Genomic DNA, 22310 nt, shown 5'->3' with positions numbered 1-22310 from the left:
CTCAGCCGCCGATGCCCATGCCGCCGGACACGCCGAGCGTCTCGCCGGTGATGTAGGCCGCCTGGTCGGAAGCCAGGAACAGCGCGGCGGCCGCAACCTCCTCCGGCTCGCCGAGCCGGCCGAGCAGCGTCGCGCCGGTCATCGCGTGCAGGATCTTGTCGCCGCCTTTTGCGACCGCCTGCTCCAGCATCGGCGTGCGGATCGGTCCCGGCGCGATCGCGTTCGCGGTGATGCGAAAGCGTGCATTTTCCCGCGCGATGCTTCTGGTGAAGGAGATCACGCCGCCCTTGGCCGCGGAATAGACCGCGCCGCCCTTGGAGCCGAGCCGAGCCGCCTCCGAGGTGACATTGATGATGCGGCCGAACCGTGCCGCCTGCATCGCCGGCAGCGCAGCGTGGGTACAGGCCAGCACCGAGGTGAGATTGACCGCGATCAGCCGCGCCCAATCATCCGCCGTGGTGTCGGTGAAGAAGGCGTGCTGGTCGACGCCGGCATTGTTGACGACGATGTCGAATGGGCCGTCCTGCGCCATTACGGCTTGCACGGCCGTGGCATCGCTGACGTCGAGCCCGGCGACACCGGCGCCGGTCTCCCGCGCGAGTTCCGAGGCTGCGGCAACGTCGAGATCGGCGATCACGACCCTGGCGCCCGCCCCGGCAAAGCTGCGGACGATCGCGGCACCGATGCCGCGCGCCCCGCCGGAGACGAAGGCGCGGCGGCCATCGAGACGTCCGAATGGCAAGGTGTCCGCCACGTCTCAGCGCCCCGTGAAGACAGGCTTGCGCCGCTCGATCACGGCGGCGAGCCCTTCGCGCGCGTCGGCCATTCCCGAGAGCTCGGCAACGGTGCGCGCCTCCTCCGACAGGCACTGCTCGATGCTGGTGCCGGTGCCGGCCCAGACCAGCCGCTTGGTCGCTGCCAGCGCTTTCGGAGCACCGGCCGCGAGCTCTCGCGCCAGCGCGAGCGAGGCGTCGGCGAGCTCGGCATCGGGCACGACCTTGGTGACGATGCCCATCTGCAGGGCCTCCGCGGCAGGGATGACCGGGTTGGTCAGCAGGATCGACATCGCCCGCCGCAAACCGACCAGCCGCGACAGCGTGACCGAGACGCCAGCATCCGGCGCCATCGCCACCCGCGTCGCGCCGGCGAGAAATTTTGCCGATTCCGCCGCGATCACGATGTCGGAGGCACAGACCAAACCGAAGCCGCCGCCGCCCGCCGCAAAGCCCTGCACCGAGGCGATCACCGGCGCCTCGAGCCGCAGCAACCCGGTCACCGCATTCTGCAGGTACGCGGTCGCCTGGCGGATATAGTCGGGCAGCTTCTCGCCCTTGGAGGCAAAGGCGCGGACATCGCCGCCCGCACAGAAATTGTTGCCCTCGCCGCTCAGCAGCACGACGCGCAGATCCGGATGGCCGTGGCAGACCATGATGGCGTCGCACAATGCGCTCAGCAGCTCGGCGCTCATGCCGTTCGCCGCGTCGGGCCGGTTGAGCCGCAGCCGCGCGATGCCGTCGGCGATGTCGAGCAGAACGGGACCCTTGTCGATCATGGCGAGACCTTCCCTAAAGCATGACCCGGAAACGTGTGAAGCGGTTTTCCGGACAGATCATGCGCAAACAATTTTCTAAAGCGCGATGAAGTCATCGCGCTTTAGACCAGGAATGACAGCGTGTAGATCGCCTTGTCGTTGTTGACGAGGATGACTTTCTTGCTGGCCATCCGCAACTCGCCGTCGACATGACGCAGCCGGTATTCGTTGCGCGCCGCCCACAGCGTGTCGTCGCGTAGGCTCGATTCGAAGATCAGGCTGTTGCTGGCGACCGCGATGTCGCCATTGTCCGGCTGCTCATCCATCAATTCGATGTTGGAGATCAGCCGGCGCAGGTTCGACTGCGGTGTCTGGGTGAAATGCTTGCCGGTCATCAGCTGCCGGACGCGCAGCGCGATCCGCGAGCGGTTGTCGTAGATGATCGACATCTGCCGCTCCGGATCGATGTCGGCGCCGTTGGCCGGCACCCAATACACGCCGTCGTCGGTCCAGAGCTTTTCCCAGGCCTCATATTGATGCTCGTCCTGCAACCGCGCCTCGCGATAGAGGAAGGCGGTGATGGCGCTCATCAACGTAGCACTGCTCTCGCGCGACAGCATCAGGCTGGCTCCATTAGCTTGCGATAATGGGTCCAGATGCCGCGCGACGGCACCTCGTCGGTGACGTGGCCGACCGTGAAGCCGAGCTCGTCCTGCCGCTGGCGCTTCTCGCCGCGGCCGAGGAAGATCCATTCCGGATTGCGCGCCAGCACGCCGCGATGGCAGCGCTCATACATCTCGGAATCATCCGCGAGCAGGAAGCCGGCTGGGCCGACCGAGCCCATCGTCTGCTGGCGCAGCCGGCGGTTCAGATCGGGCGCGCCCTTGAATTGCAGCGCGGTGACGTGCTGCACGCTGTCGTCGACGCCGAGCGGCTGGATCACGAACATCTGGATCTCGGCGATGAACAGGTTCGGGAAAATCATCACATGCGGCGTGCCGTCGATCATGATCTCGCGCGCCGCGGTGTCGCCATAGGCGGTCTTCATCCGCGTGGTGTAGTCGGGCAGCCGCTCCTCGCTGGTGCCGAACCAGCTCATCGGCGCGTCGCGCTTGCGGAACTCGGGACGCAAATCGATCTCGGTATGGCCGTTGCCGTAGTCGCGCGTCAGCGCGGCCGAGGTGCCGCCGTAGAGCTTGCCGATCATGCTGTCGGCGACGCCGAAGATCGAGGTGTGCACGAACGCCGGGTGATAGCCGTCGCACTCGTTCTCCAGGATGAACTTCCAGTTCGCCTTGACGCGGTGCTTGAGGAAGCCCGCGGTGATCTCGACCTCGCCCTCCGGCGAGGTGCGCACCAGCCGATCGATGGTCTCGGCGGCGCCGCCGAGATGTTCCTTCAGGGTCGGGCCATCGGCCGCGAACGAGCCGAACACGAAGCCGCGGTAGGATTCGACGCGCGTCACCCGCCCGAGCGCGAGCTGCGACTTGTCCTGTCCCTCGTAACCGTCCGGGAAGGCATAGCCGACCAGGCGGCCGTCATTGGCAAAGGTCCAGGAGTGGAACGGACAGGTGAACGAGCGCGCATTGCCGCGCTCAAAAGAGCAGACCTGGTTGCCGCGATGCGAACAGCGGTTGAGCAGCAGATTGACCTTGCCCTGCTCGTCGCGCGTCATGATCACGGATTGCGGGCCGATCGACTTGACGACGTAGTCGTTGGCGTTCGGGACCTCGCTCTCGTGCGCGACATAGACCCAGGTCCGGTACCAGATGTTCTTGAGCTCGGCCTCGAAGATCTCGGGATCGGTGTAGAGCGATCCGTGCACCCGGTCGGGCCGGATCAGCCGCTCCCATGGCGAGACGCCGGTCATCATGTTCATCGCTCCGTCTCCCTCGCCGGCCGCTTGCCGCGGATGTCTTCACCGGTCGCCAATAATAATCCGAACGACCGTTCGGTTAATGAATAACACGTGCGCGACGGGCCTGCAAGCTTCTTTGCGAACACCGCGGCTGGTTCCCGGAGCAGCGCACAACGATGCACCCCCCGGTGGACGGCGGCAAAACCGTCTCAGCCCTGCGCCGCGCCGCCGTCGCGTTCGCCGCCTGCGATCTGCTGCAGCATCGACTTCGGCGTCGTCGCAAGCTCGATCTTGAGCTGGTCGCAGATCGCCCGGCGCAGCAGCTGCTCGATCCCGGTCGCGAGATCGCGATTGGCCGCACGCGCGTCCGCGCCGCTCGCCCAGAGCAGGAGGCGCCCCAGCTGCCGGTCGCCGTCGTCGCGCAGCGCCTCGATCGCGGCAGCGTCGGACATGTCGCTTCGGATGCGCGGCATCGCTGGAATCTCCGGATGCATCATGCCGTCCGCCAATCGTTTGACCGCAGCAAAAGTATCGTCCTGCAGACGCACCTGCTCCAGCAGCGGCCCGGCCTTCCAGTCGGCGGCGAGCTTCAACCCGTTCAGCGCGTAGATCGCGGAGAACACCTGCCCGCGGACGAAATCATCGTTGCTGTTCGGCACGACATGGATTTGCAGGGCATCGATGATGCCGTCGATCAGCCGCTCGAAGGATACACTCATGCCGCGGCCTCCAATGCGCGCTCGAAGGCCCGTACGATCGAGGGCATCTGGCTTGCCATCACCGCAAGGCGCATGTCGTTGAAGCGATCGACCTCGAAGGCGCGCACCGCGCACATCTGGATCGCCGCCGCCTGATACAGCGCGTAGACCTCGTAGAAGGCAAGGCTCTTGTCCGAGACCGCAATGCCGGAGGCGCGCTGATAGAGATCGATCACCTCAGTACGCTCGAGGACGCCATACAGCTTCCGGCTCCTGGCATTGAAGGTCGGCATCATCGCCCAAGCCAGATCCTCATGGGGATCGCCGAGGTGAGTGAGCTCCCAATCGAGAATGGCAACGATCCGGCCACTGCGCTCGATGAAGTTCCCGATCCGGTAGTCGCCATGCACGATGGTGCGGCATGGCGGCTGCGGGCAGTTGTCTTCAAGCCAGCGTCCGCCCCAATCGAGCAGCGGATAATAGCGCGCCGTTGGACGCGCCAGCGACGCACGCCAGCCGGCGATCGCGCGGACTTCGGCGCGTTCTCCGCCCTGCTGCAGCGATGCGAATGGCGTTCCGCATGGGTCGATCCGGTGCAGCGACGCCAGGATCTCGACGAACTGCCGGGCGATCGAGCGCTTGTGGTCCGGATCGAGTTCGCTCGCCGCCCAGGGTGCGGGAACGTCGCCCTCGACATGCGCGCAGATGAAGAACGGAAAGCCAATTTCGGCGCCATGCTGTTCTGATGACACCAGCGCCGGAACCGGCACGCCGCTGCCGGCGAGCGACTGCAGCGCATAGACCTGCGGCAACACCGAGTAAGGCGCAAACAGCCCGTTCGGCGGACCGACGCGCAGGATCAGCTTGCGATCCCCGTCAGCCGCAGAGCGCGCCACGAAAGCATAGGTGATCCAGGAGAAGCCGGACGATTTGCGGCCGAATCTCCCGATCTCGGTCCGACTCCCGGAGATCCGCGACAGATGCCGCGCGAGCGCCGCGCGCACTGCGTCGTCATTGACTGTGACCGGACGAACAGGCTCCGGCGCGGCCGACACATCATCGGATCGTTTCGCAACGTCCTGCGTCAATTGACCGACCTCGTATAGCCCTGCCACTTCTCCTCGCGCAGCGCCGACTTCATGATCTTGCCGGAGCCGGTCAGCGGTAGCGGCTCAAGGCGAATGTCGACCGAGCGCGGGCATTTGTAACCCGCGATCAGGGTGCGGCAATGCGCGATCACCATCTCGGAATCGAGCCGTGCGCCGTCCTTCGGCACGACGATCGCGTGCACCGCCTCGCCCCATTGCGGATCGGGCACCGCGATGACGGCGCATTCCCTGACTTGCTCGTGCTGGAAGATGGCGTTCTCCACCTCGCCGGAATAGACGTTCTCGCCGCCGGAGACGATCATGTCCTTGAGGCGATCGACGATATAGACAAAGCCGTCCTCGTCCATCCAGGCGCCGTCGCCGGTGTGCAGCCAGCCGTTGCGCAGCACCCGCGCGCTCTCTTCGGGCTTGCGCCAATATCCGAGCATCACGCCGGCGCTGCGGATTGCGATCTCGCCGACCGTGCCGCGCGGCACCTCGTTGCCGGCGAGATCGACGATGCGGATTTCGACACCCGGCGCCGCCCGCCCTGCCGATTTGCGCTTGCCCGCCAGCGGTCCTTCCAGCGCGTGGTACTCCCACGGCAAGATCGTCGCCAGCGCCGCACTCTCGGTCATGCCGTAGCCCTGGTGAAAGCGCCAGCTCGGCAGCACCCGCATCAGCTTGACCAGCAGCGCATCCGGCATCGGCGACGCGCCATACTCGCAATCCCTGACGCTGCTCAGATCATACGTGCCGAAGGACGGATGATTGAGCATCATGTTGAGCATGGTCGGCACGAACAGGCAATAATCCACTCTGTGCTCGGCGATGGTCCGCATCGCGAGCTCGGGCTCGAATTTCGGGATCGTGACATGGGTGCCGCCGACCAAAGTCAGCGCGATCATCGGCGAGGTGCCGGCCAGATGGAACATCCCGGCCGAGTGCAGATATCGCGTGTCCTCGCGGAAACGGAGTGCATAGATCCAGACCAGCGATTCATAGATGATGTTGGTATGCGACAGCATCACGCCCTTGGGGAAGCCGGTGGTGCCGCCGGTATAGAAGATGCCTGCGAGATCGTTGTAGGCGCCGGAGGCATCCTCGATCGGCGCATTCGCGACAAGCTCGTCATAGCCCTGCATGCCGTCGGGAACCTGTCCCTCGTCCAGATAGACCATCGCGGTGAGTGATTTCGCACCACGCAGGCTTGATGCGATCTCGGCAAAGACCTCGTCGACCAGCAACAGCTTTGGCGTGGAATCGTCGATCGCATAGGCATTCTCGGCGACCGCCCAGCGTGTGTTGAGCGGCACTGCGACCGCGCCGGCCCAGGCGATGGCATAGAGCGCCTCGATATAGAGGTCGCTGTTGTGCGCGAGGATCGCAACGCGATCGCCGGCCTCGATGCCGAGCCGCCGCAGTCCGCCCGCGACGCAGGCGACGCGCCGGCCGATCTCCTTCCAGCTTCGCGACCGTCCCGCATGGATGGTGCCGGGCGCATCCTTGCGCAACTGCACCGCCGAGATGAGCGCCTGCGTCAGCTTCATGTTTCCTCCTCACCGCCATGCGGCCGCGCGCGCCTGCGGATGTTTCCGTCATGCGTGAAGCCGATACGCCGCCCGGAGATTTCAGTTGATAATCCGGACAGACGGTCTATTATTACACAGCCGACGCGACGGGTAAAGCCCTTGAAGGCACCGCCGCAGGGATCAACGAGCCCCGCGAAAGAGGGCGTCATGGGAGGGGAAGATGCGGAAGCCAATCGTCACGCTTGCCGTGTGGGCGTTCGCGCTCACCGGCGCGCTCGGAACAGCGAACGCCCAGAAGGCTTATGGTCCTGGGGTCAGCGACACCGAGATCCTGCTCGGCGCCAATGCGCCCTACAGCGGACCGGCATCGATCTATGCGAGCTTCCCGAAGACCATGCTCGCCTATTTCACGATGCTGAACGAGACAGGCGGCATCAAGGGCCGCCACATCAATTTCGTAACCCGCGACGACGCCTATAGCCCGCCAAAGACCGTCGAGGTGACGCGCGCGCTGGTCGAGAACGACAAGGTGCTCGCGATCATGGCGCCGTTCGGCACGCCGACCAACGCCGCGATCCAGAAATACCTCAACAGCAATGGCGTCCCGCAGCTCCTGGTGCAGAGCGGCGGCACCCGCTGGAACGACCCCAAGCAGTTCCCCTGGACGACGCCCTACTCGCCGACCTACGTCAACGAATCCCGGATCATCGCGCGATACGTGCTGCGCGAGAAGCCGGATGCCAAGATCGGCGTGCTCTTGCAGGCCGACGACATCGGCAAGGATTTTGTCCTTGGCCTGAAGGAAGGACTGGGCGCGAAAGCCGACACGATGATCGTCAAGGAGGCGATGTATCAATCGACCGAGCCCACGATCGACTCCCAGATCGTGAATTTGAAGGCGTCCGGCGCCGACACCATCCTGATCGCCGCGCAAAACAAATTCGCCTCGATGGCGATCCGCAAGATTCACGAGCTCGGATGGAAGCCGCTGATCTTCCTCGGCTCGACCGCGAATTCGATCGCCGGCGTGCTGGTGCCGGCAGGGATCGAGGCCTCGACCGGCATCCTGACCACGACCTCCTACAAGACGCCGAACGATCCGGCATGGGCCAATGACAAGGGCATGGCCGACTATCTCGCCTTCGCCGCCAAATACATGCCGGGGATGGACCCGAACGACGTGATCGCCGTCACCGGCTACACCACGGCCCAGCTCGGCGCGATCATCCTGCAGCGCTGCGGCGACAATCTCACGCGGGAGAACGTGCTGAAGCAAGCCACCAACCTCAGCGGCATCAAGCTGCCGATGCTGCTCCCGGGCATCACCATCCAGACCACGCCGCAGGACTACGCGGCGATCACCGAACGCCGCTTCGCCCGCTTCGACGGCAAGACCTGGGTGCTGTTCGGCGACATCGTGGGCGCGGGCCCGGCCAAGGATTGATCACGCGGCTCGCATGCGAGTGACCGAACCGGCTCAAACACCAAGGACAAGAACAATGCTGACAGCCCAGGACGATCTCATCGGCCACCAGACGCCGCAGCCGTTTGCCAAGGCAGGCGGCGGCGATATCCGCTTCACCGAACGCTACTGGTACACCGCGCATCCGATCGATGGCAGCGAGCTGCTGATCGACATCGGGCTCGGCTATTACCCGAACCGCAACGTGATGGACGGCTTTGCCGGCATCACCATCGGCCGTCGCCAGCACAATTTCCGTGCCTCGCGCCGGCTCGGGACGCGTCCGCTGGAGACCGAAGTCGGCGGGCTCAAGGTCGAGATCGTCGATGGCATGGGCCTGCATCGGCTGTCGCTCGCCGACAATCCGTCCGGGATCAGCTTTCAGCTCGAGTTCAAGGCGAGCTTTCCGGCGGCGCAGGAGAAGCAGAACTTTCGCGAGCGCAACGGCGTCGTCGAAGAGGACCTCGCGCGCGTCTCGCAATTCGGCCGCTGGCGCGGCTGGATCGTCGCCGACGGCAAGCGCTACGAGATCGAGCCCGAGCGGTGGTGGGGACAGCGCGACCGCTCCTGGGGCTTGCGCTCCGAGATGCGCACCGACGAGACCAGGCCGCCGGTCGCAACCCATCGCAATTTCTTCTGGACCTGGTCGATGTTCCAGTTCGAGACGTCGGCGCTGTCGATCTTCATCAAGGAGCGCACGCCGGGCAAACCGCATTACCTCTCGGGCAGCGAGTTCCGCCGCGAAGCCGACGGATCGGTTTCGCATCGCGAGGTGACCTCGGTCGAGCACGCGATCGAGTGGGCCGACGATCCGCTCGGCCAGACCATCGCGGCGGCCGATTTCACCTTTGGCTTCGATCGCGGCGAGCCGCGCCGCGTCAGGATGCACGGACTGCCGACGCGATTTTATCTGAAGGCCGGCATGTATGGCGGCCTGCAAGGCTGGACCCATGGCGACGACCGCGGCGAGAACCATGCCGCCCACGACATCTGGAACCTCGACGACGCGGCAACGCGCGCCGTCGCACGCACGCTGTCGGACCATGTCGTCCGGCTCGAAAGCGGCAACGAAACCGGATTCGGCATCAGCGAATATGGCGTTGCCGCCGGCTATCCGCTCTATCCGGGACCGCAGAAATTCCCGGCGATGTGATGGACGGGCAAGACATCCACGCCGCGGAGGGTAATGAAGCCGCGTGCGATCCGTGGGACGACAAGGCGGCCGAGGCGCTGGTCTCGCTCGAGACCATTGCCCCGCTGCGCTATCGCAGCCGCTGCGGCGACGGCAATCTCAATGGTCGTTCCTATGGCGGCCAGATCCTTGGCCAGGCCATGATGGCCGCAACGCTCAGTGCGCCCGAAGATCGCCCGGCGGCGATGCTGCAGCTCTTGTTCCTGCGCGGCGCCGATCCCGACCGTCGCATCACGTTTGATGCGGAGGTTCTGCAGGACGGCAAGCGGTTCTCCTCCCGCCACGTCGTGGGCAGCCAGGGGGACGGCCGTACCGTGCTGAGCGCGCAGGCTACGTTCTGCGCGGCGCAGCGGGGCCCGCGACACGCAGTGCCGTTTGCGCCGCCGGAAGATCCCGAAAGCCTGCCCGATCTGACCATGATCCCCGACGAGCTGATGGCGCAGCTACGACCGCTCGGTCCTTATTCGCCGCAGATCAAGCCCAGCATGGATTTCCGCATCCCCGAGATCGAACGTCAGCTCTCGGCCGCGACGGCAGAGCCGCGCCTGCGCTTCTGGATCAGATGCCGGCAGCCGCTCGCCGCCGGTTCCCGCGCCCAGGCCGCGGTGTTCGCCTATCTGTCGGATTGGTGGCTCAATTTCTCCAGCGTCGGCGGCCATCTCCGCGACCTGCAGTCGCGCGCCCCGCTCTATCTGTCGAGCCTCAACCATTGCATCTGGTTTCATCGTTCGTTTTCGCCCGACGCCTGGATGCATGTCGAGACCGAGAGCCCCTGCGCCGATGGCGGCCGCGGGCTGTCGATCGCCCGCGTCCATGACCGCGATGGGTCGATGCTCGCGACCTCGATCCAAGAAACCCTGATGGTGCATCCGGATGGCGATGCGTAGGTCACGCTGCAACAGCTGAGACGGCGTCGTGATCGCGGCTGAGTTGTAGCCGCCGTTCATCACCGGTTCCATGACCTGTTGAATCCCGGCAACACCGGCAGACAAAATGCGCAATCGTGCAGATTGCGCATTTTGAACCACGACTGTGCCGCATCTCGGTCCAATCCTGCCTGCGGGTGGCGCAACAAAAACACGATTGGGGAAAACCTACATGCAGCAGGCACCGTCGGGCGCACGGAGCGCGGAACCGTCTGGATATGTTCTCTACTTCCAGCTGGCCAGCAATGGCGCGAGACGCGCGTGCAGTCTGACGATCCAGGCGGAAAGTGCCAACGAGGCCGCGCGGATCTTCCGCGAGAACTGGACCGCAATCGAATCGATGGCACGCGACGGCGTGAGCACAGGAATGGTCGGCTCCGCACCCGTCAGCCTGGCGATGTCGTGAGGCGCATCGCGCCACATGAGTTAACCTACGCTTGAGGCGTGACAGGACAACGACCGCTCACCTCATGCGAGGATCGCGCGACCATTTGACGCGCATGCGCGACGATCAAGTCATGAGATGCGGGGCTCGCGCACACGCGCGAGCCTCGTTGCGTCTTAGAACGATTCAAATCCTATCCGGTTAGAGGGATTCAAGTCTGCTCCGGTTCTTTTCACGCGCGCCGACTGCTAGAGGCGCGGCGTGAACGAGTTCGCGTGAATCGGAAGTGCAAGAGTGCCTGTGAATGCTGATGGCCGGGTTGTCGGCGACCGTCGAACTACCGCCGACAATGGCCGCACCCACCTGCTGATCGGCGCAGCATTCCTGCTCGCCGATATCTCCTCGGCGGTGACGCCGGCAAGCGCCCAATCGAGCGTCCCCTTGCCGCCGGTCACGGTCGAGCAACCGACACAGAAGCGCAAGCCCGCAGCCAGTTCGGCGCGGTCCGCACCGCGAACGCAGTCGGCCGGCGCGGCACGGCAGCGCAGCCGGAATGCCCAGCCGACCCCACCGACACCATCGGAGCGTGCGGCAGCTGCCGCCGCCGTGCTGAACGAAGCCAAACTACACTATCGCGCGATGCCGAGCTCAACCACCTTGCGCAGCGGCGCCTCACCGCTCGACACCTCGCAGACCGTCAACGTCGTGCCGGAGCAGGTGCTGAAGGATCAGCTGCCGCGCAATCTCGACGACGCGCTCGCCAATGTCAGCGGCGTCACCCAGGGCAACACGCTGGCCGGCACCCAGGACGCGGTGATGCGCCGCGGCTTCGGCGACAACCGCGACGGCTCGATCATGCGTAACGGCATGCCGCTGGTGCAGGGCCGCAGCCTCAACGCTGCGGTCGAGAGCGTCGAAGTGCTGAAGGGCCCGGCGTCGCTGCTCTACGGCATCATGGATCCCGGCGGCATCGTCAACACGATCAGCAAGCGCCCCGAGCTCTATCAACATGGCTCGGTCACCCTGCTCGGCTCGACCTTCGCCAACTCCAGAACCGGCGCCGACGGCACCATCGACATCACCGGCCCGATCGGCAATGGCGGCCTCGCCTATCGCTTCATCGGCTATGGCGTGAGCGAGGACTATTGGCGCAATTTCGGACGCCATCGCGAAATGCTGGTCGCGCCGTCGCTGGCCTGGTACGGCGAGAACACCACCGTCCAGCTCAACTACGAGCACCGCGAGTTCATCACGCCGTTCGACCGCGGCACCGCATTCGATCCCGTGACCAAGGCGCCGCTGGCGATCCCGGCGACGCGCCGGCTCGACGAGCCCTTCAACAACGTGTGGGGCACCTCCGACCTGATGCAGGCCTCGGTCGAGCATCGGCTGAACCAGGACTGGAAGCTGTTCGCGGCCTACAGCTACAACACCGAGACGTTCAGCGCCAACCAGCTCCGCGTCACCGGCATCAACACCAAGACCGGCGTCGAGACCCGCAGCAATGACGGCACGCAGGGCTCGCTCAGCAATGCGAGCTACGGTACCTCCTACCTGCAGGGCAATGTCTGGCTCGGCGGTTTCCGCAACGAGGTGCTGTTCGGCGGCGACGGCCAGTACCGCACGATCTACCGCGACAATCTGATCCGGCAGGCGACGCCGACCTTCAACTTCTATAATCCGGTCTATGGGCTGATCACGCCGGGCACCACCGTGTCCGCCATCGACAGCGCCCAGACCGACAAGCTCGGCCAGTGGTCGCTGTTCTTCCAGGACACGCTGCATCTCACCGAGCGCTTCGCGCTGGTCGGCGGCGTGCGCTACATGGAATACGACCAGATCGCGGGCAAGGGACGCCCCTTCATCACCAACACCAACGTCTCGCAGGACAAGGCCTTGCCGCTCGGCGGCGCGATCCTCAAGCTCACCGACGAGGTCTCGCTCTATGCGAGCTACACCCAGTCGCTGAAGCCGACCTCGACCATCGCGCCGCTCACCGGCGGCGTCGTGATCGGCTCCAACATCGCCCCGGAACAGGGCACCCAGTGGGAGACCGGCGTCAAGTTCGACTTCAACAAGCGGATCTCCGGCACGCTTGCGCTTTACGATATCGACAAGAAGAACGTGCTGGTCTCGCAGCTCAACCCTGCGACCAGCATTGTCGAGTACCGCACCGCCGGCAAGGTGCGCTCGCGCGGCGTCGAACTCGATGTCACCGGCAGGCTAACCGACAATTGGAGCATGATCGGCAGCTATGGCTATACCGATGCGCGCGTCACCGATGATCCGACGCTCGCCGGCAAGGCGCTGCAGAACGTCGCGCTCAACACCGCTTCGCTCTATCTGGTCTATGATTTCGGCACCACCCTGCCCGGCCGGCTGCGTCTCGGCGGCGGCGCGCGCTATGTCGGCGACCGGCCCGGCGACGCCACGAACAGCTTCCTGCTGCCGGCCTACACCGTCGCGGATGTCTTTGCGACCTACGAGACCAAGGTCCAGACGTTCCCGGTGGTCTATCAGTTCAACGTCAAGAATCTGTTCGATACCGTCTACTATCCCTCGGCCGTCAGCAATCTGGCCGTGGCGATGGGCGACGCGCGGCGCTTCTCGCTTTCGGCGACGGTGAAATTCTAGCATGGCCACGGCACGGACAGCGATCGGACTGCTGGCCGCCCTGGCCGCGCTCGCGTGCGCCTGCACCCCGGTCCGCGCCGACGAGTTGACGCTTTACTCGACCCGCGAAGCCAATCTGGTCGAACCTGTTATCGCGGCCTTCACGGCAGCGACCGGCACCAAGGTCAACACCGTCTTCGTCGAGGACAGCCTGGTCAAGCGACTGACAGCGGAAGGCGACCATTCGCCCGCGGATGTCCTGCTCACCATCGGTCTCGACAAGACGACCCAGCTTGCCGCGCGCGGGCTGACGCAGGCGATTGTATCGCCGGCGCTTATCCAGGCGGTGCCCGCGAACCTGCGCGGCGGCGACGGCCAGTGGATCGCGCTCGCCATCCGACCGCGCGTGGTGTTCGCACGCAAGGACAACCCGCTCGCGGCGATCACTTATGAAGAGCTCGCCGATCCCAGATGGCGCGGCAAACTGTGCATGCGGCCAGCCGCGCACCAGAACAATGTCGCGCTGATCGCGGCCTATCTTGCGCATCACGGAACAGATGCGACGCAGAGCTGGCTCGCCGGGCTGAAGGCCAATCTCGTCCACAAGCCGAACGGCAAGGACAACGACGTGATCCGCGAGATCGCGGAAGGACGCTGCGACATCGGGATCGGCAACACGGTCGCGCTCGCCCAGCTCCGCGACGGCCGCGAAGGCAATGACTGGCGCGCATGGGCGGACGCGGTGAAGTCCGTTCCAACTGCATTTGAAAGTGGCGGCAGTCACATCAACCTGACCGGCGCCGCGGTTGGCCGGCACGCACCGCATCCGGCCGCGGCGCGCGCGTTCCTCGAATTTCTCGTCACACCCGAGGCCCAGACGATCTTCTCGTCCGCCGAGCTGGAATACCCCGTGCTTGCGACCGCAAAGCGGGCGCCGATCATGGAGGGAATAGGATCGTTCGCTGCCGATGCTCTCCCCGTCGACGAGATCGCCGCGCATCAAGCGGCCGCAATCGCACTGATCCGAAAGGCCGGGTTCGATGAGTGATGTCCGCCGCCCGATCAAGGCCGCGCTGCTGCAGGTCCACTCCCTCGCCGGCCTCGTGCTGGCGCTGCTGTGGGCTGTGGTCGGCATCACCGGCGCGACGATGGCGTTCGAGGACGAGATCGAGGCCAGCCTGAACAGCCACATCATGCGCGTCGACGCCAGTGCGACGTGGCGGCTGACACCGGATGAGCTGGTCGCACGGCTGCAGTCGGCCGGCGACTTCGGCCGGGCCTCCGCCGTGACGATGGCGAGCGATCCATCGGCGGCCGTATGGATCCGCTTCGCCCGCAGCGAAGGCGGCACACGTCCCTCCTCGGTCTATGTCGATCCCTATGACGGACATTTGCTCGGCTCGCCGCGCGGCGAGGACTTCTTCGCCACCGTCCGCAGGCTGCATCGCTGGCTGCTGTTGCCCGGCGACGGCAATGGCATGGGCCGGAAGATCACCGGGTCAGCCGCGATCTGCCTGATCGTGATGCTGATCACCGGCCTCGTGCTGCGCTGGCCGCATCGCGCGCGCAGCGTGAAGATGTGGCTGAAGCCAAACCTGGGCCTGCGCGGGCGCGGCCCGCACCGCTCGCTGCACGCCGTGATCGGCACCTGGGTGCTGCCGGTCTATCTGGTGATGACGCTGACCGGCCTGTGGTATTCGTTCGAGTGGTACAAGGCCGGCGCCAACTGGCTCCTGGCACGGCCTCAGGCCACGGATGCGGCGATGCAGCCCAAGCCACCACGCGGCGCGGCGGCCGCCGCGGGCAAGGGCGATGCCAAAATCGAAGCGAAGGCCGAAGCAAAGCCGCTCGCCTTCGATCGGGTCTGGACCACGTTCCTGCAGCAGGAGAACAACGATTACGGACGGGTCCTGCTGACCCTGCCGGTCGGCGCGGGCACGGCGGTGCGCGTGCGGTCATGGCCGCGGGATTCGTCGCTCGAGAGCGTGCGCGACGAATTCCGGATCGACGCCGTCACCGGCCGCGTCATCGCGTCGGATCGCTACGCGGACAAGACGTTTGGCGAGCGCGTCCTTGCCGGCGTGCTCGACATCCACCGCGGCGCCATCCTGGGTTGGCCCGGCAAGCTCGCCTTCATGCTGGCCGCCGCCATGATGCCGCTGTTCGCCGTGACCGGTCTGCTGCTCTATCTATCCCGTCGCAAGCACCGGCGCCTCGCGCGACAGCCGATGGGCCACCTCGTTCCGGGCGAATGAACCTCGCGATCAGCCGAAGCCGCACGCCACGAGCCGGGCGCGCAACGCGGCGTCCGTTTCGGCCGCGAGCTCGAGCAATCCGCGATAGGGATCGCCCGATATCCCGAGCACGGCGGCGAACGCAGGCTCGGTCTTGAGGCCATCTGCCCGCAACGTGCCGACGGCTCGCCGCAGCCGTCCGTCATCAAGCGCGAGCAGCCGCCGTTCGACCTCGAAATGGATCCAGCCCTGCTGCTGACCGACCGGACGCAGGTCACCGAACAGTTCGAACGGCCAGCCATCCCACACAAAGCGGGCAATGGCCGGCCGCGCTCCCGAGGTCCATCGGTAGAGCACGAAATCAACAGCCGATCGGTAGTGGGCCCAAACGATCTCCGCGAAAGCATTCGGATCGGGCGCATTGCAGACGATATCGATGTCGCTGCCCGGCACGGCAAGGCCGAGCGACAGCGTTCCGACGATGCGCGGATCGAACGGCTTGAGCAGCTCCATCACGGCGGAGCTGGTGACGGCGGATGCATAGTGCCCGACAGTCATCGCGCGGTCTGCCCTCGAGGTCGCAGTGACGCAATACCACGCTGGCGTGAAATGAGGGAACCTCGACGAGCGGGCGGAAGCCTGACAGGAACGGTCTTGCAAACGCTACGGGGCGAATTCGACCGCGTCACCGTGGTCGAATCGCCCCGCCAAACGAGCAGACAGGCGGGACTGCCTCGCAATCCCGCCTGTCCAGCCGATGTCCAAATGACCTGTTCGATCGATCAGCCGAACTGGTTCATCGTGTTGTGCGCGCCGCCCGCCTTGAGGGCGGCCTCACCGGCGAAGTACTCCTTGTGATCGTCGCCGATGTCGGAGCCCGCCATGTTCTGATGCTTCACGCAGGCGATGCCCTGACGGATCTCCGCGCGCTGCACGTTCTTGACGTAACCGAGCATGCCCTGGTCGCCGAAATACTCCCGCGCGAGATTGTCGGTCGACAGCGCAGCCGTATGATAGGTCGGCAGCGTGATCAGGTGATGGAAGATGCCGGCGCGCTTGGCCGAATCCGCCTGGAAGGTACGGATACGCTCGTCGGCTTCCTTCGCCAGCGGCGTCTCGTCGTACTCCGCCTTCATCAGCTCGGCGCGATTGTACTTGCTGACATCCTGGCCGGCTTCCTTCATCGCGTCGTAGACCTGCCAACGGAAGTTGAGCGTCCAGTTGAACGACGGCGAGTTGTTGTAGGCCAGCTTCGCGTTCGGAATGACCTTGCGGATGCGATCGACCATCGAGGCGATCTGCTCGATATGCGGCTTCTCGGTCTCGATCCACAGCAGGTCGGCGCCGTTCTGCAACGAGGTGATGCAGTCGAGCACGCAGCGATCCGCACCGGTGCCGGGACGGAACTGGTAGAGATTGCTGGGCAGACGCTTCGGACGCATCATCTTGCCGTTCTGGTTGAGGATGACGTCGCCATTGCGCGCATTGGCAGCCGTCACTTCCTCGCAATCGAGGAAGCTGTTGTACTGGTCGCCGATGTCGCCGGGCTTGTGGCTCACGGCGATCTGCTGCGTCAGGCCGGCACCGAGCGAGTCGGTACGGGTCACGATGATGCCGTCTTCGACGCCGAGCTCGAGGAACGCATGGCGGCAGGCGCGGATCTTCGCGATGAACACCTCATGCGGCACGGTGACCTTGCCGTCCTGGTGGCCGCACTGCTTCTCGTCCGAGACCTGGTTCTCGATCTGCAGGGCGCAGGCGCCCGCCTCGATCATCTTCTTGGCGAGCAGGTAGGTCGCCTCGGCATTGCCGAAGCCGGCGTCGATGTCGGCGATAACAGGCACGACGTGGGTCTGGAAGTTGTCGATCCTCTCGATCAGCGCCTTTTCCTTGGCCTTGTCGCCTTCCTTGCGGGCCGCATCGAGCGCGCGGAAGATGTCGTTGAGCTCACGGGAATCCGCCTGGCGCAGGAAGGTGTAGAGCTCTTCGATCAGTGCCGGCACCGAGGTCTTCTCGTGCATCGACTGGTCGGGCAGCGGCCCGAATTCGGAGCGCAGCGCAGCGATCATCCAGCCGGACAGATAGAGGTAACGGCGGTCGGTCGTGCCGAAGTGCTTCTTGACCGAGATCAGCTTCTGCTGCGCGATGAAGCCGTGCCAACAGCCGAGCGACTGGGTGTACTTGGTGCTGTCGGCGTCATAGGCGGCCATGTCGGCGCGCATCAGCGCAGCCGTGTAACGGGCGACATCCAGACCGGTCTTGAAGCGGTTCTGCAGGCGCATGCGCGCCACGGCCTCGGCGGTGACACCGTTCCAGGTGTCCTTGGTCTTGAGGAGCGCTTCGGCCGCCTCAAGCTCGCTCTGATACGAAGCCGGCCCCTGGATGCTGATCCCGCGCGGTTGGAAGTTCATGTTCGTGATCCCTTCGGTGACGAAATAACTGCACCGTTTGTGACGCGCGGCGTCATCGGGAGCTAGACCTGGCGCGGAAAACTTGTCATAACTTACAAGAAACTGATGTATTGTTGTAATAATCTTACAAGAATTGGATGAGGCGATGGTAACCTCAAGCGCCCGTTCCGTTTTCATGGGCCCGCGGCTGCGGCGGCTGCGCCGCGATCTCGGGCTGACTCAGGCGGACATGGCGGCCGATCTCGAAATCTCCGCCCCCTATGTCGCGCTGCTGGAACGCAATCAGCGGCCGGTGACGGCGGATATGCTGCTTCGCCTGGCCCGGACCTACAAGATCGATCTGGCCGATCTCGCCGGCGACGGCGGCGCGGATCACACCGCGCGCATGCAGTCGGTTTTGAAGGAGCCGATGTTTGCCGACATCGACATCCCCGCGCTCGAGGTCAGCGACCTCGCTGTCAGCTATCCCGGAATGACCGAAGCGTTCCTGCGCCTCTACACCGCCTATCGCGAAGAACAACTGGCACTTGCGGAGCGACGGGCGCCGGACCTGGTGGGCGGCGGGTCCCACCCGGGGCTGGAGAACTTTGACGCCAACGATCCCGTCGCGGAAGTCAGGCGATTCCTCGCCGCGCGCCGCAACAATTTCGCCAACCTCGACGATGCCGCCGAACGTCTCGTCCATGAACCGGCCGGACCAGCCGGATTTATCGAGCGGCTTCGCGAGCGTCACAAGCTCCAGGTCCGCTATCTGCCGCCGAACGTCATGCTGGGTTCGGTCCGGCGATTGGACCTCCATCGCAGGCAGTTGCTGCTCGAGGACTCGCTCGATACCGCAGGCCTCAATTTCCAGCTGGCCAAGCAACTCGCTTATCTGGAACTGGAAGGCGAGATCGGCGCGGCGGTGGAAGACGGCAAGTTCACCAGCAAGAGCGCCGAGTTGCTGGCCCGCCGCGCACTCGCGGCCTATGCGGCGGCCGCACTCATCATGCCTTATTCCGTGTTTGCCAAAGCGGTCGAGACGCGTCGTTACGATCTCGAGGCGCTGGCGCGCCAATTCGGCACCAGCTTCGAGCAGACCGCGCACCGCGTCACGACCCTGCAGCGGCCGGGGCTCGAGAAAGTACCGTTCTTCCTGATCCGCGTCGATCCTGCCGGCAACATTTCAAAGCTGCTCGATGGTGCAGGGTTTCCGTTTGCCAAACACGGCGGCGCCTGTCCGCTGTGGTCGGTCCACGATATCTTCAAGACGCCACGCCAGATCGTCACGCAATGGCTGGAATTGCCCGACGGACAGCGGTTCTTCTCGATCGCCCGTACCGTGACCGCCGGCGGCGGCGCGTTCGGGGCCATCCGCGTGGAGCGAGCGATCGCGATCGGCTGCGCCGCCGAGCATGCAAGCCAGCTGATCTATACGCGCGACGGACAGGGGCCGAACGCGGATGAGCCGACCCCGATCGGCGTCGCCTGCCGGGTCTGCCATCGCCCGCGCTGCGCAGCGCGGTCGGCGCCTCCGATCGGACGCGAGATTCTTCCCGACGATTTCAGAACCTCGAGCGTCCCGTTCGGCTTCTCGGCGGATTGACGCGGTCGATCACCCCTGCGGCCGGTTTGCGTCATACAGCACCCGCACCCGGATCGTGCCGTCAATGGCTTTCAAATCGGCCAGTAGCCCCTCGCCCTCGCCGCCGACCACGTCGGTCTCGAGCACGACATAGCCGACTTCCGGATCGGTCTGCAGATATTGCGCCAGGATGTTGATCCCGTGCCGGGACACCGCGTCGTTGACCTGTCGCATGACGCCCGGAACATTGCGGTGAACATGGATGAAACGCGTGCCGGTCGGCCGCGCCGGCAATTGCACCTGCGGAAAATTGACCGCCCCGAAGGTCGACCCGACATCGGAATAATCGATCAGCTTGCGCGCGACTTCGCCGCCGATGCGATCCTGCGCCTCTTCCGTCGAACCGCCGACATGCGGCGTGAGGATGACGTTGGGGAGGCCCTGTAGCGGCGAGACGAAGCGCGCCTCGTTCGACACCGGTTCGACCGGAAACACGTCGACCGCGGCACCCGCCAGCCGGCCCTCGCGCAGGACGCTCGCCAGCGCATCGAGATCGACCACGGTGCCGCGCGAGTTGTTGATCAGATAGGCTTCGGGTTTCATCAACTGGAGCTGGGCTGCGCCAATCATGTTGGCGGTGGTCGGCGTCTCCGGCACATGCAGCGATACGACGTCGCTCGCTGCAAGCAACGCGTCGAGCGATTCTGCGGGCTCGGTATTGCCGTGGCGGAGCTTGTCGGTCTGATCGAAATAGATCACGCGCATGCCCATGGCTTCCGCGAGGTTCGACAGCTGCGAGCCGATGTTGCCGTAGCCGACGATGCCGAGCGTCTTGCCGCGCACCTCACGGCTGCCCTCGGCTGACTTGTCCCAGCCGCCGGCATGTGCGGAGACCGAACGCGGAAAGATCCGGCGGAACAGCATGACGATCTCGGCGATGGTCAGCTCCGCCACGCTGCGGGTGTTGGAGTATGGCGCGTTGAATACGGGTATTCCGAGCTTTCGCGCGGCGTCGAGATCCACCTGATTGGTGCCGACCGAAAAGCAGCCGACAACGAGCAACCGGTCGGCGGCCCCGAGGATTTCCGCGGTCAACTGGGTCCGCGACCGAATTCCCAGCATATGGATACCCGACAGCGCTTGCTTGAGCTCTTTGGGCCCCAACGCCTTGGGCAGACGTTGCAGCTCGGTATAGCCGTTGGCCTCGAACATCCGGGCTGCGGAATCGTTCACGCCCTCCAGCAGCAGCACGCGTATTTTGGTCTTGGGCAGCGACAACATCATCAAGATCCGGGCTCGTAGGTTCGGGCAGGTTAGGCACGAACGCAGTTTCGACGGATCAGGTGATAACATGGAAAACAATCGCGTCAGAAGCCGCAATGGGCGGCGCGCCCTGCGATTTCCGATGAAGTCCCCTCGATCCGCGCCTCCAGACACCGAGCGGGAACCGATTCGGCCACTTCAGCCATATATGCTGGTCAATTCACCGGCAGAGCCGCCGCGGCTCCTGGGGCGTTCGAACGCCTGCTCCGGCGCACCGGCCGGAGCTCCGTCAATCCCATTCGTGCTCAGCTCGTCGCCGAGGGGCATGTCCGGAGCGGCGGTTTCACTTCGCTGCTCCGGTGCCCGCAGGGCGGCTTGCATCGCACCGCTCACTGGCAGGGATAGCGCCGGCCGTCCTTTGCCTGGAACGTATTCGACGCCGGATCGTACGAGCGATAACGCTGGGCGCAAGACGTCGCGTGCTGCTGGGCGGCGGCAGCTTCCTGCTGCGCGGCGGCGTTGGCTGCACCGGCCGCGATGACGCCCCCGATCAGGCCACCGACCAGTCCGCCGACGGCAGCACCGCCGCCATTGTCATAGCAAGACCCGTAACGGCACCAGACCTTCTCCGTCACCGCCGGCACCGCGGCCGCAACGCCGGCACCGTGCTGTAACGGAGCCGACATCGCCGAGGCGGAAAACACCACCGCACCGGTGGCGGCCATCAAAACGACTTTCAGAATGTGAGCGCTACGCATCGTCTCTCCTGCTTCATTTCTGTGGGATGCAGGCCGGCGCCTGCGTCCCGATTCTCTAAGTGTGGATTGTGGGCTCGCCCGGTCGGACCGGACGACACCCGTACACGCGCGGCCGGTTACACTTCGCGCGTCAGCGTGGATTCACAGATGGGCGGAGTTCATTGACCGGCTGCATTCACGACACGGCAGAGGTTATCGCCGACACCTGGAGCCAATTGTCCGGGAGGCAAGATGAACGTCGCATCGACGCGGCTGCCTTTGCCGTCCTTGCGGACGACGACTTGCAACGTCTGCGGGCGGCCGGATCCGGTGGTCTCCTGCTGCGTGGTCACGGTGCCAAGCTTCTTGTCCACGTTCACACCGACAAAACCCTCGGCCAGAACGGCGCGCGACACCTTGTCGAGGGCGACACCGGAATTGACCGACGGGAAGATCATCCAGGCCTTGTGGGTCATGCCCGTTACCATCGGAACGCCGGTGCTCTGGACGTGATCTGCGCAGCTATCGGCCAGCGCAGGCATGGACGAAAGAACCGTGAGCGCGAATACGCAAGTTATCCTTGTGTGCATGCTTTCATAACCCGTTTGAGTAGGTCGAAAGCAATTAGGCCAAATGGGCTATGAGTCCATGGACGGCATCGCATTCCGGATGGAGGCATTCGGATTGTGGCTAGCCCGTCTTATTCATGATTGCCGGGCGGGGCAGCTGGAACATTTCCGGTCGGGGTGAAGGCGCGCGCGAACGCTTCGGCTTTTTCGCCGCTTTTCGACCCGACTTCGTGAACGCGTTGGAGGA

At 64.9% G+C, this 22310-nt stretch carries 20 protein-coding genes; 8 read left to right on the top strand and 12 right to left on the bottom strand.

Going from position 1 to position 22310, the window contains the following annotated elements; translation table 11 throughout:
- Position 1: 1 nt before the first annotated feature.
- The 7 genes from AC066Y_RS26505 to AC066Y_RS26475 all read right to left on the bottom strand — a co-directional run bounded on the left by AC066Y_RS26505 (position 2) and on the right by AC066Y_RS26475 (position 6725).
- The gene (locus AC066Y_RS26505) at positions 2 to 742 is read right to left on the bottom strand and encodes an SDR family NAD(P)-dependent oxidoreductase (protein ID WP_478276426.1); all 741 of its coding nucleotides are present in this window, start codon (positions 740 to 742) and stop codon (positions 2 to 4) included.
- 15 nt (positions 743 to 757) lie between these two features.
- Positions 758 to 1552 carry an enoyl-CoA hydratase/isomerase family protein gene (locus tag AC066Y_RS26500; protein WP_478276425.1) on the bottom strand — a complete coding sequence of 265 codons (795 nt, stop codon included), beginning with the start codon at positions 1550 to 1552 and terminating at the stop codon, positions 758 to 760.
- A 101-nt stretch (positions 1553 to 1653) separates the two neighbouring features.
- Complete coding sequence (locus tag AC066Y_RS26495; protein ID WP_050425761.1) at positions 1654 to 2151, bottom strand: aromatic-ring-hydroxylating dioxygenase subunit beta; 498 nt, start codon at positions 2149 to 2151, stop codon at positions 1654 to 1656.
- Positions 2151 to 3410: an aromatic ring-hydroxylating oxygenase subunit alpha gene (locus AC066Y_RS26490; protein ID WP_478276424.1), complete on the bottom strand. Its 1260-nt coding sequence runs from the start codon at positions 3408 to 3410 to the stop codon at positions 2151 to 2153. The genes AC066Y_RS26495 and AC066Y_RS26490 overlap by 1 nt, the downstream gene beginning before the upstream one ends.
- A 188-nt stretch (positions 3411 to 3598) precedes the next feature.
- Positions 3599 to 4108, bottom strand: coding sequence for a hypothetical protein (locus AC066Y_RS26485; RefSeq protein WP_478276423.1), 510 nt, complete (start codon positions 4106 to 4108; stop codon positions 3599 to 3601).
- Entirely contained in the window at positions 4105 to 5175 is a 1071-nt protein-coding gene (locus AC066Y_RS26480) for a phosphotransferase family protein (protein ID WP_478276422.1), read from the bottom strand. Before AC066Y_RS26480 ends, AC066Y_RS26485 begins: the two co-directional genes overlap by 4 nt.
- Complete coding sequence (locus tag AC066Y_RS26475) at positions 5172 to 6725, bottom strand: acyl-CoA synthetase (protein ID WP_478276421.1); 1554 nt, start codon at positions 6723 to 6725, stop codon at positions 5172 to 5174. Before AC066Y_RS26475 ends, AC066Y_RS26480 begins: the two co-directional genes overlap by 4 nt.
- A gap of 202 nt (positions 6726 to 6927) precedes the next feature.
- Here AC066Y_RS26475 and AC066Y_RS26470 point away from each other — a divergent pair, with 202 nt between their 5' ends.
- From AC066Y_RS26470 to AC066Y_RS26440, 7 genes are all read left to right on the top strand, one after another.
- Positions 6928 to 8151 (top strand): ABC transporter substrate-binding protein, encoded by a 1224-nt coding sequence (locus AC066Y_RS26470; protein ID WP_478276420.1) that lies wholly within the window; start codon positions 6928 to 6930, stop codon positions 8149 to 8151.
- Positions 8152 to 8206: 55 nt separating this feature from the next.
- Positions 8207 to 9322, top strand: coding sequence for an Rv3169 family protein (locus tag AC066Y_RS26465; RefSeq protein WP_478276419.1), 1116 nt, complete (start codon positions 8207 to 8209; stop codon positions 9320 to 9322).
- Positions 9322 to 10248, top strand: coding sequence for an acyl-CoA thioesterase (locus tag AC066Y_RS26460; RefSeq protein ID WP_478276418.1), 927 nt, complete (start codon positions 9322 to 9324; stop codon positions 10246 to 10248). The genes AC066Y_RS26465 and AC066Y_RS26460 overlap by 1 nt, the downstream gene beginning before the upstream one ends.
- A gap of 211 nt (positions 10249 to 10459) precedes the next feature.
- Positions 10460 to 10693: a hypothetical protein gene (locus AC066Y_RS26455; protein WP_456721238.1), complete on the top strand. Its 234-nt coding sequence runs from the start codon at positions 10460 to 10462 to the stop codon at positions 10691 to 10693.
- Positions 10694 to 10972: 279 nt separating this feature from the next.
- The gene (locus AC066Y_RS26450; protein ID WP_478276533.1) at positions 10973 to 13306 is read left to right on the top strand and encodes a TonB-dependent siderophore receptor; all 2334 of its coding nucleotides are present in this window, start codon (positions 10973 to 10975) and stop codon (positions 13304 to 13306) included.
- Position 13307: 1 nt separating this feature from the next.
- Complete coding sequence (locus AC066Y_RS26445) at positions 13308 to 14333, top strand: extracellular solute-binding protein (RefSeq protein ID WP_478276417.1); 1026 nt, start codon at positions 13308 to 13310, stop codon at positions 14331 to 14333.
- Positions 14326 to 15540, top strand: a complete 1215-nt coding sequence (locus tag AC066Y_RS26440; protein ID WP_478276416.1) for a PepSY-associated TM helix domain-containing protein — start codon at positions 14326 to 14328, stop codon at positions 15538 to 15540. Before AC066Y_RS26445 ends, AC066Y_RS26440 begins: the two co-directional genes overlap by 8 nt.
- A gap of 9 nt (positions 15541 to 15549) precedes the next feature.
- Here AC066Y_RS26440 and AC066Y_RS26435 read toward each other — a convergent pair whose 3' ends face one another.
- Entirely contained in the window at positions 15550 to 16077 is a 528-nt protein-coding gene (locus AC066Y_RS26435; protein WP_478276415.1) for a DUF4269 domain-containing protein, read from the bottom strand.
- 224 nt (positions 16078 to 16301) lie between these two features.
- Positions 16302 to 17930, bottom strand: coding sequence for an isocitrate lyase (locus tag AC066Y_RS26430; protein WP_478276414.1), 1629 nt, complete (start codon positions 17928 to 17930; stop codon positions 16302 to 16304).
- 145 nt (positions 17931 to 18075) lie between these two features.
- Here AC066Y_RS26430 and AC066Y_RS26425 point away from each other — a divergent pair, with 145 nt between their 5' ends.
- Positions 18076 to 19515, top strand: coding sequence for a helix-turn-helix domain-containing protein (locus AC066Y_RS26425; RefSeq protein ID WP_478276413.1), 1440 nt, complete (start codon positions 18076 to 18078; stop codon positions 19513 to 19515).
- Positions 19516 to 19524: 9 nt separating this feature from the next.
- On the opposite strand, the gene serA is transcribed toward AC066Y_RS26425, so the two are convergent.
- The 3 genes from serA to AC066Y_RS26410 form a co-directional block, all read right to left on the bottom strand.
- Positions 19525 to 20778, bottom strand: a complete 1254-nt coding sequence (gene serA / locus AC066Y_RS26420; RefSeq protein ID WP_478276532.1) for a phosphoglycerate dehydrogenase — start codon at positions 20776 to 20778, stop codon at positions 19525 to 19527.
- Positions 20779 to 21146: 368 nt separating this feature from the next.
- Complete coding sequence (locus AC066Y_RS26415; RefSeq protein ID WP_478276412.1) at positions 21147 to 21515, bottom strand: BA14K family protein; 369 nt, start codon at positions 21513 to 21515, stop codon at positions 21147 to 21149.
- Positions 21516 to 21673: 158 nt separating this feature from the next.
- A complete protein-coding gene (locus AC066Y_RS26410; RefSeq protein WP_478276411.1) occupies positions 21674 to 21970 on the bottom strand; it encodes a hypothetical protein in 297 nt (98 codons plus the stop codon).
- Positions 21971 to 22310: the final 340 nt, after the last annotated feature.

This window comes from Bradyrhizobium sp. USDA3010, from assembly GCF_056429065.1.
Note: the sequence above shows the minus strand (reverse complement) of the source record. Positions and strands in the feature narration are given on the sequence as shown.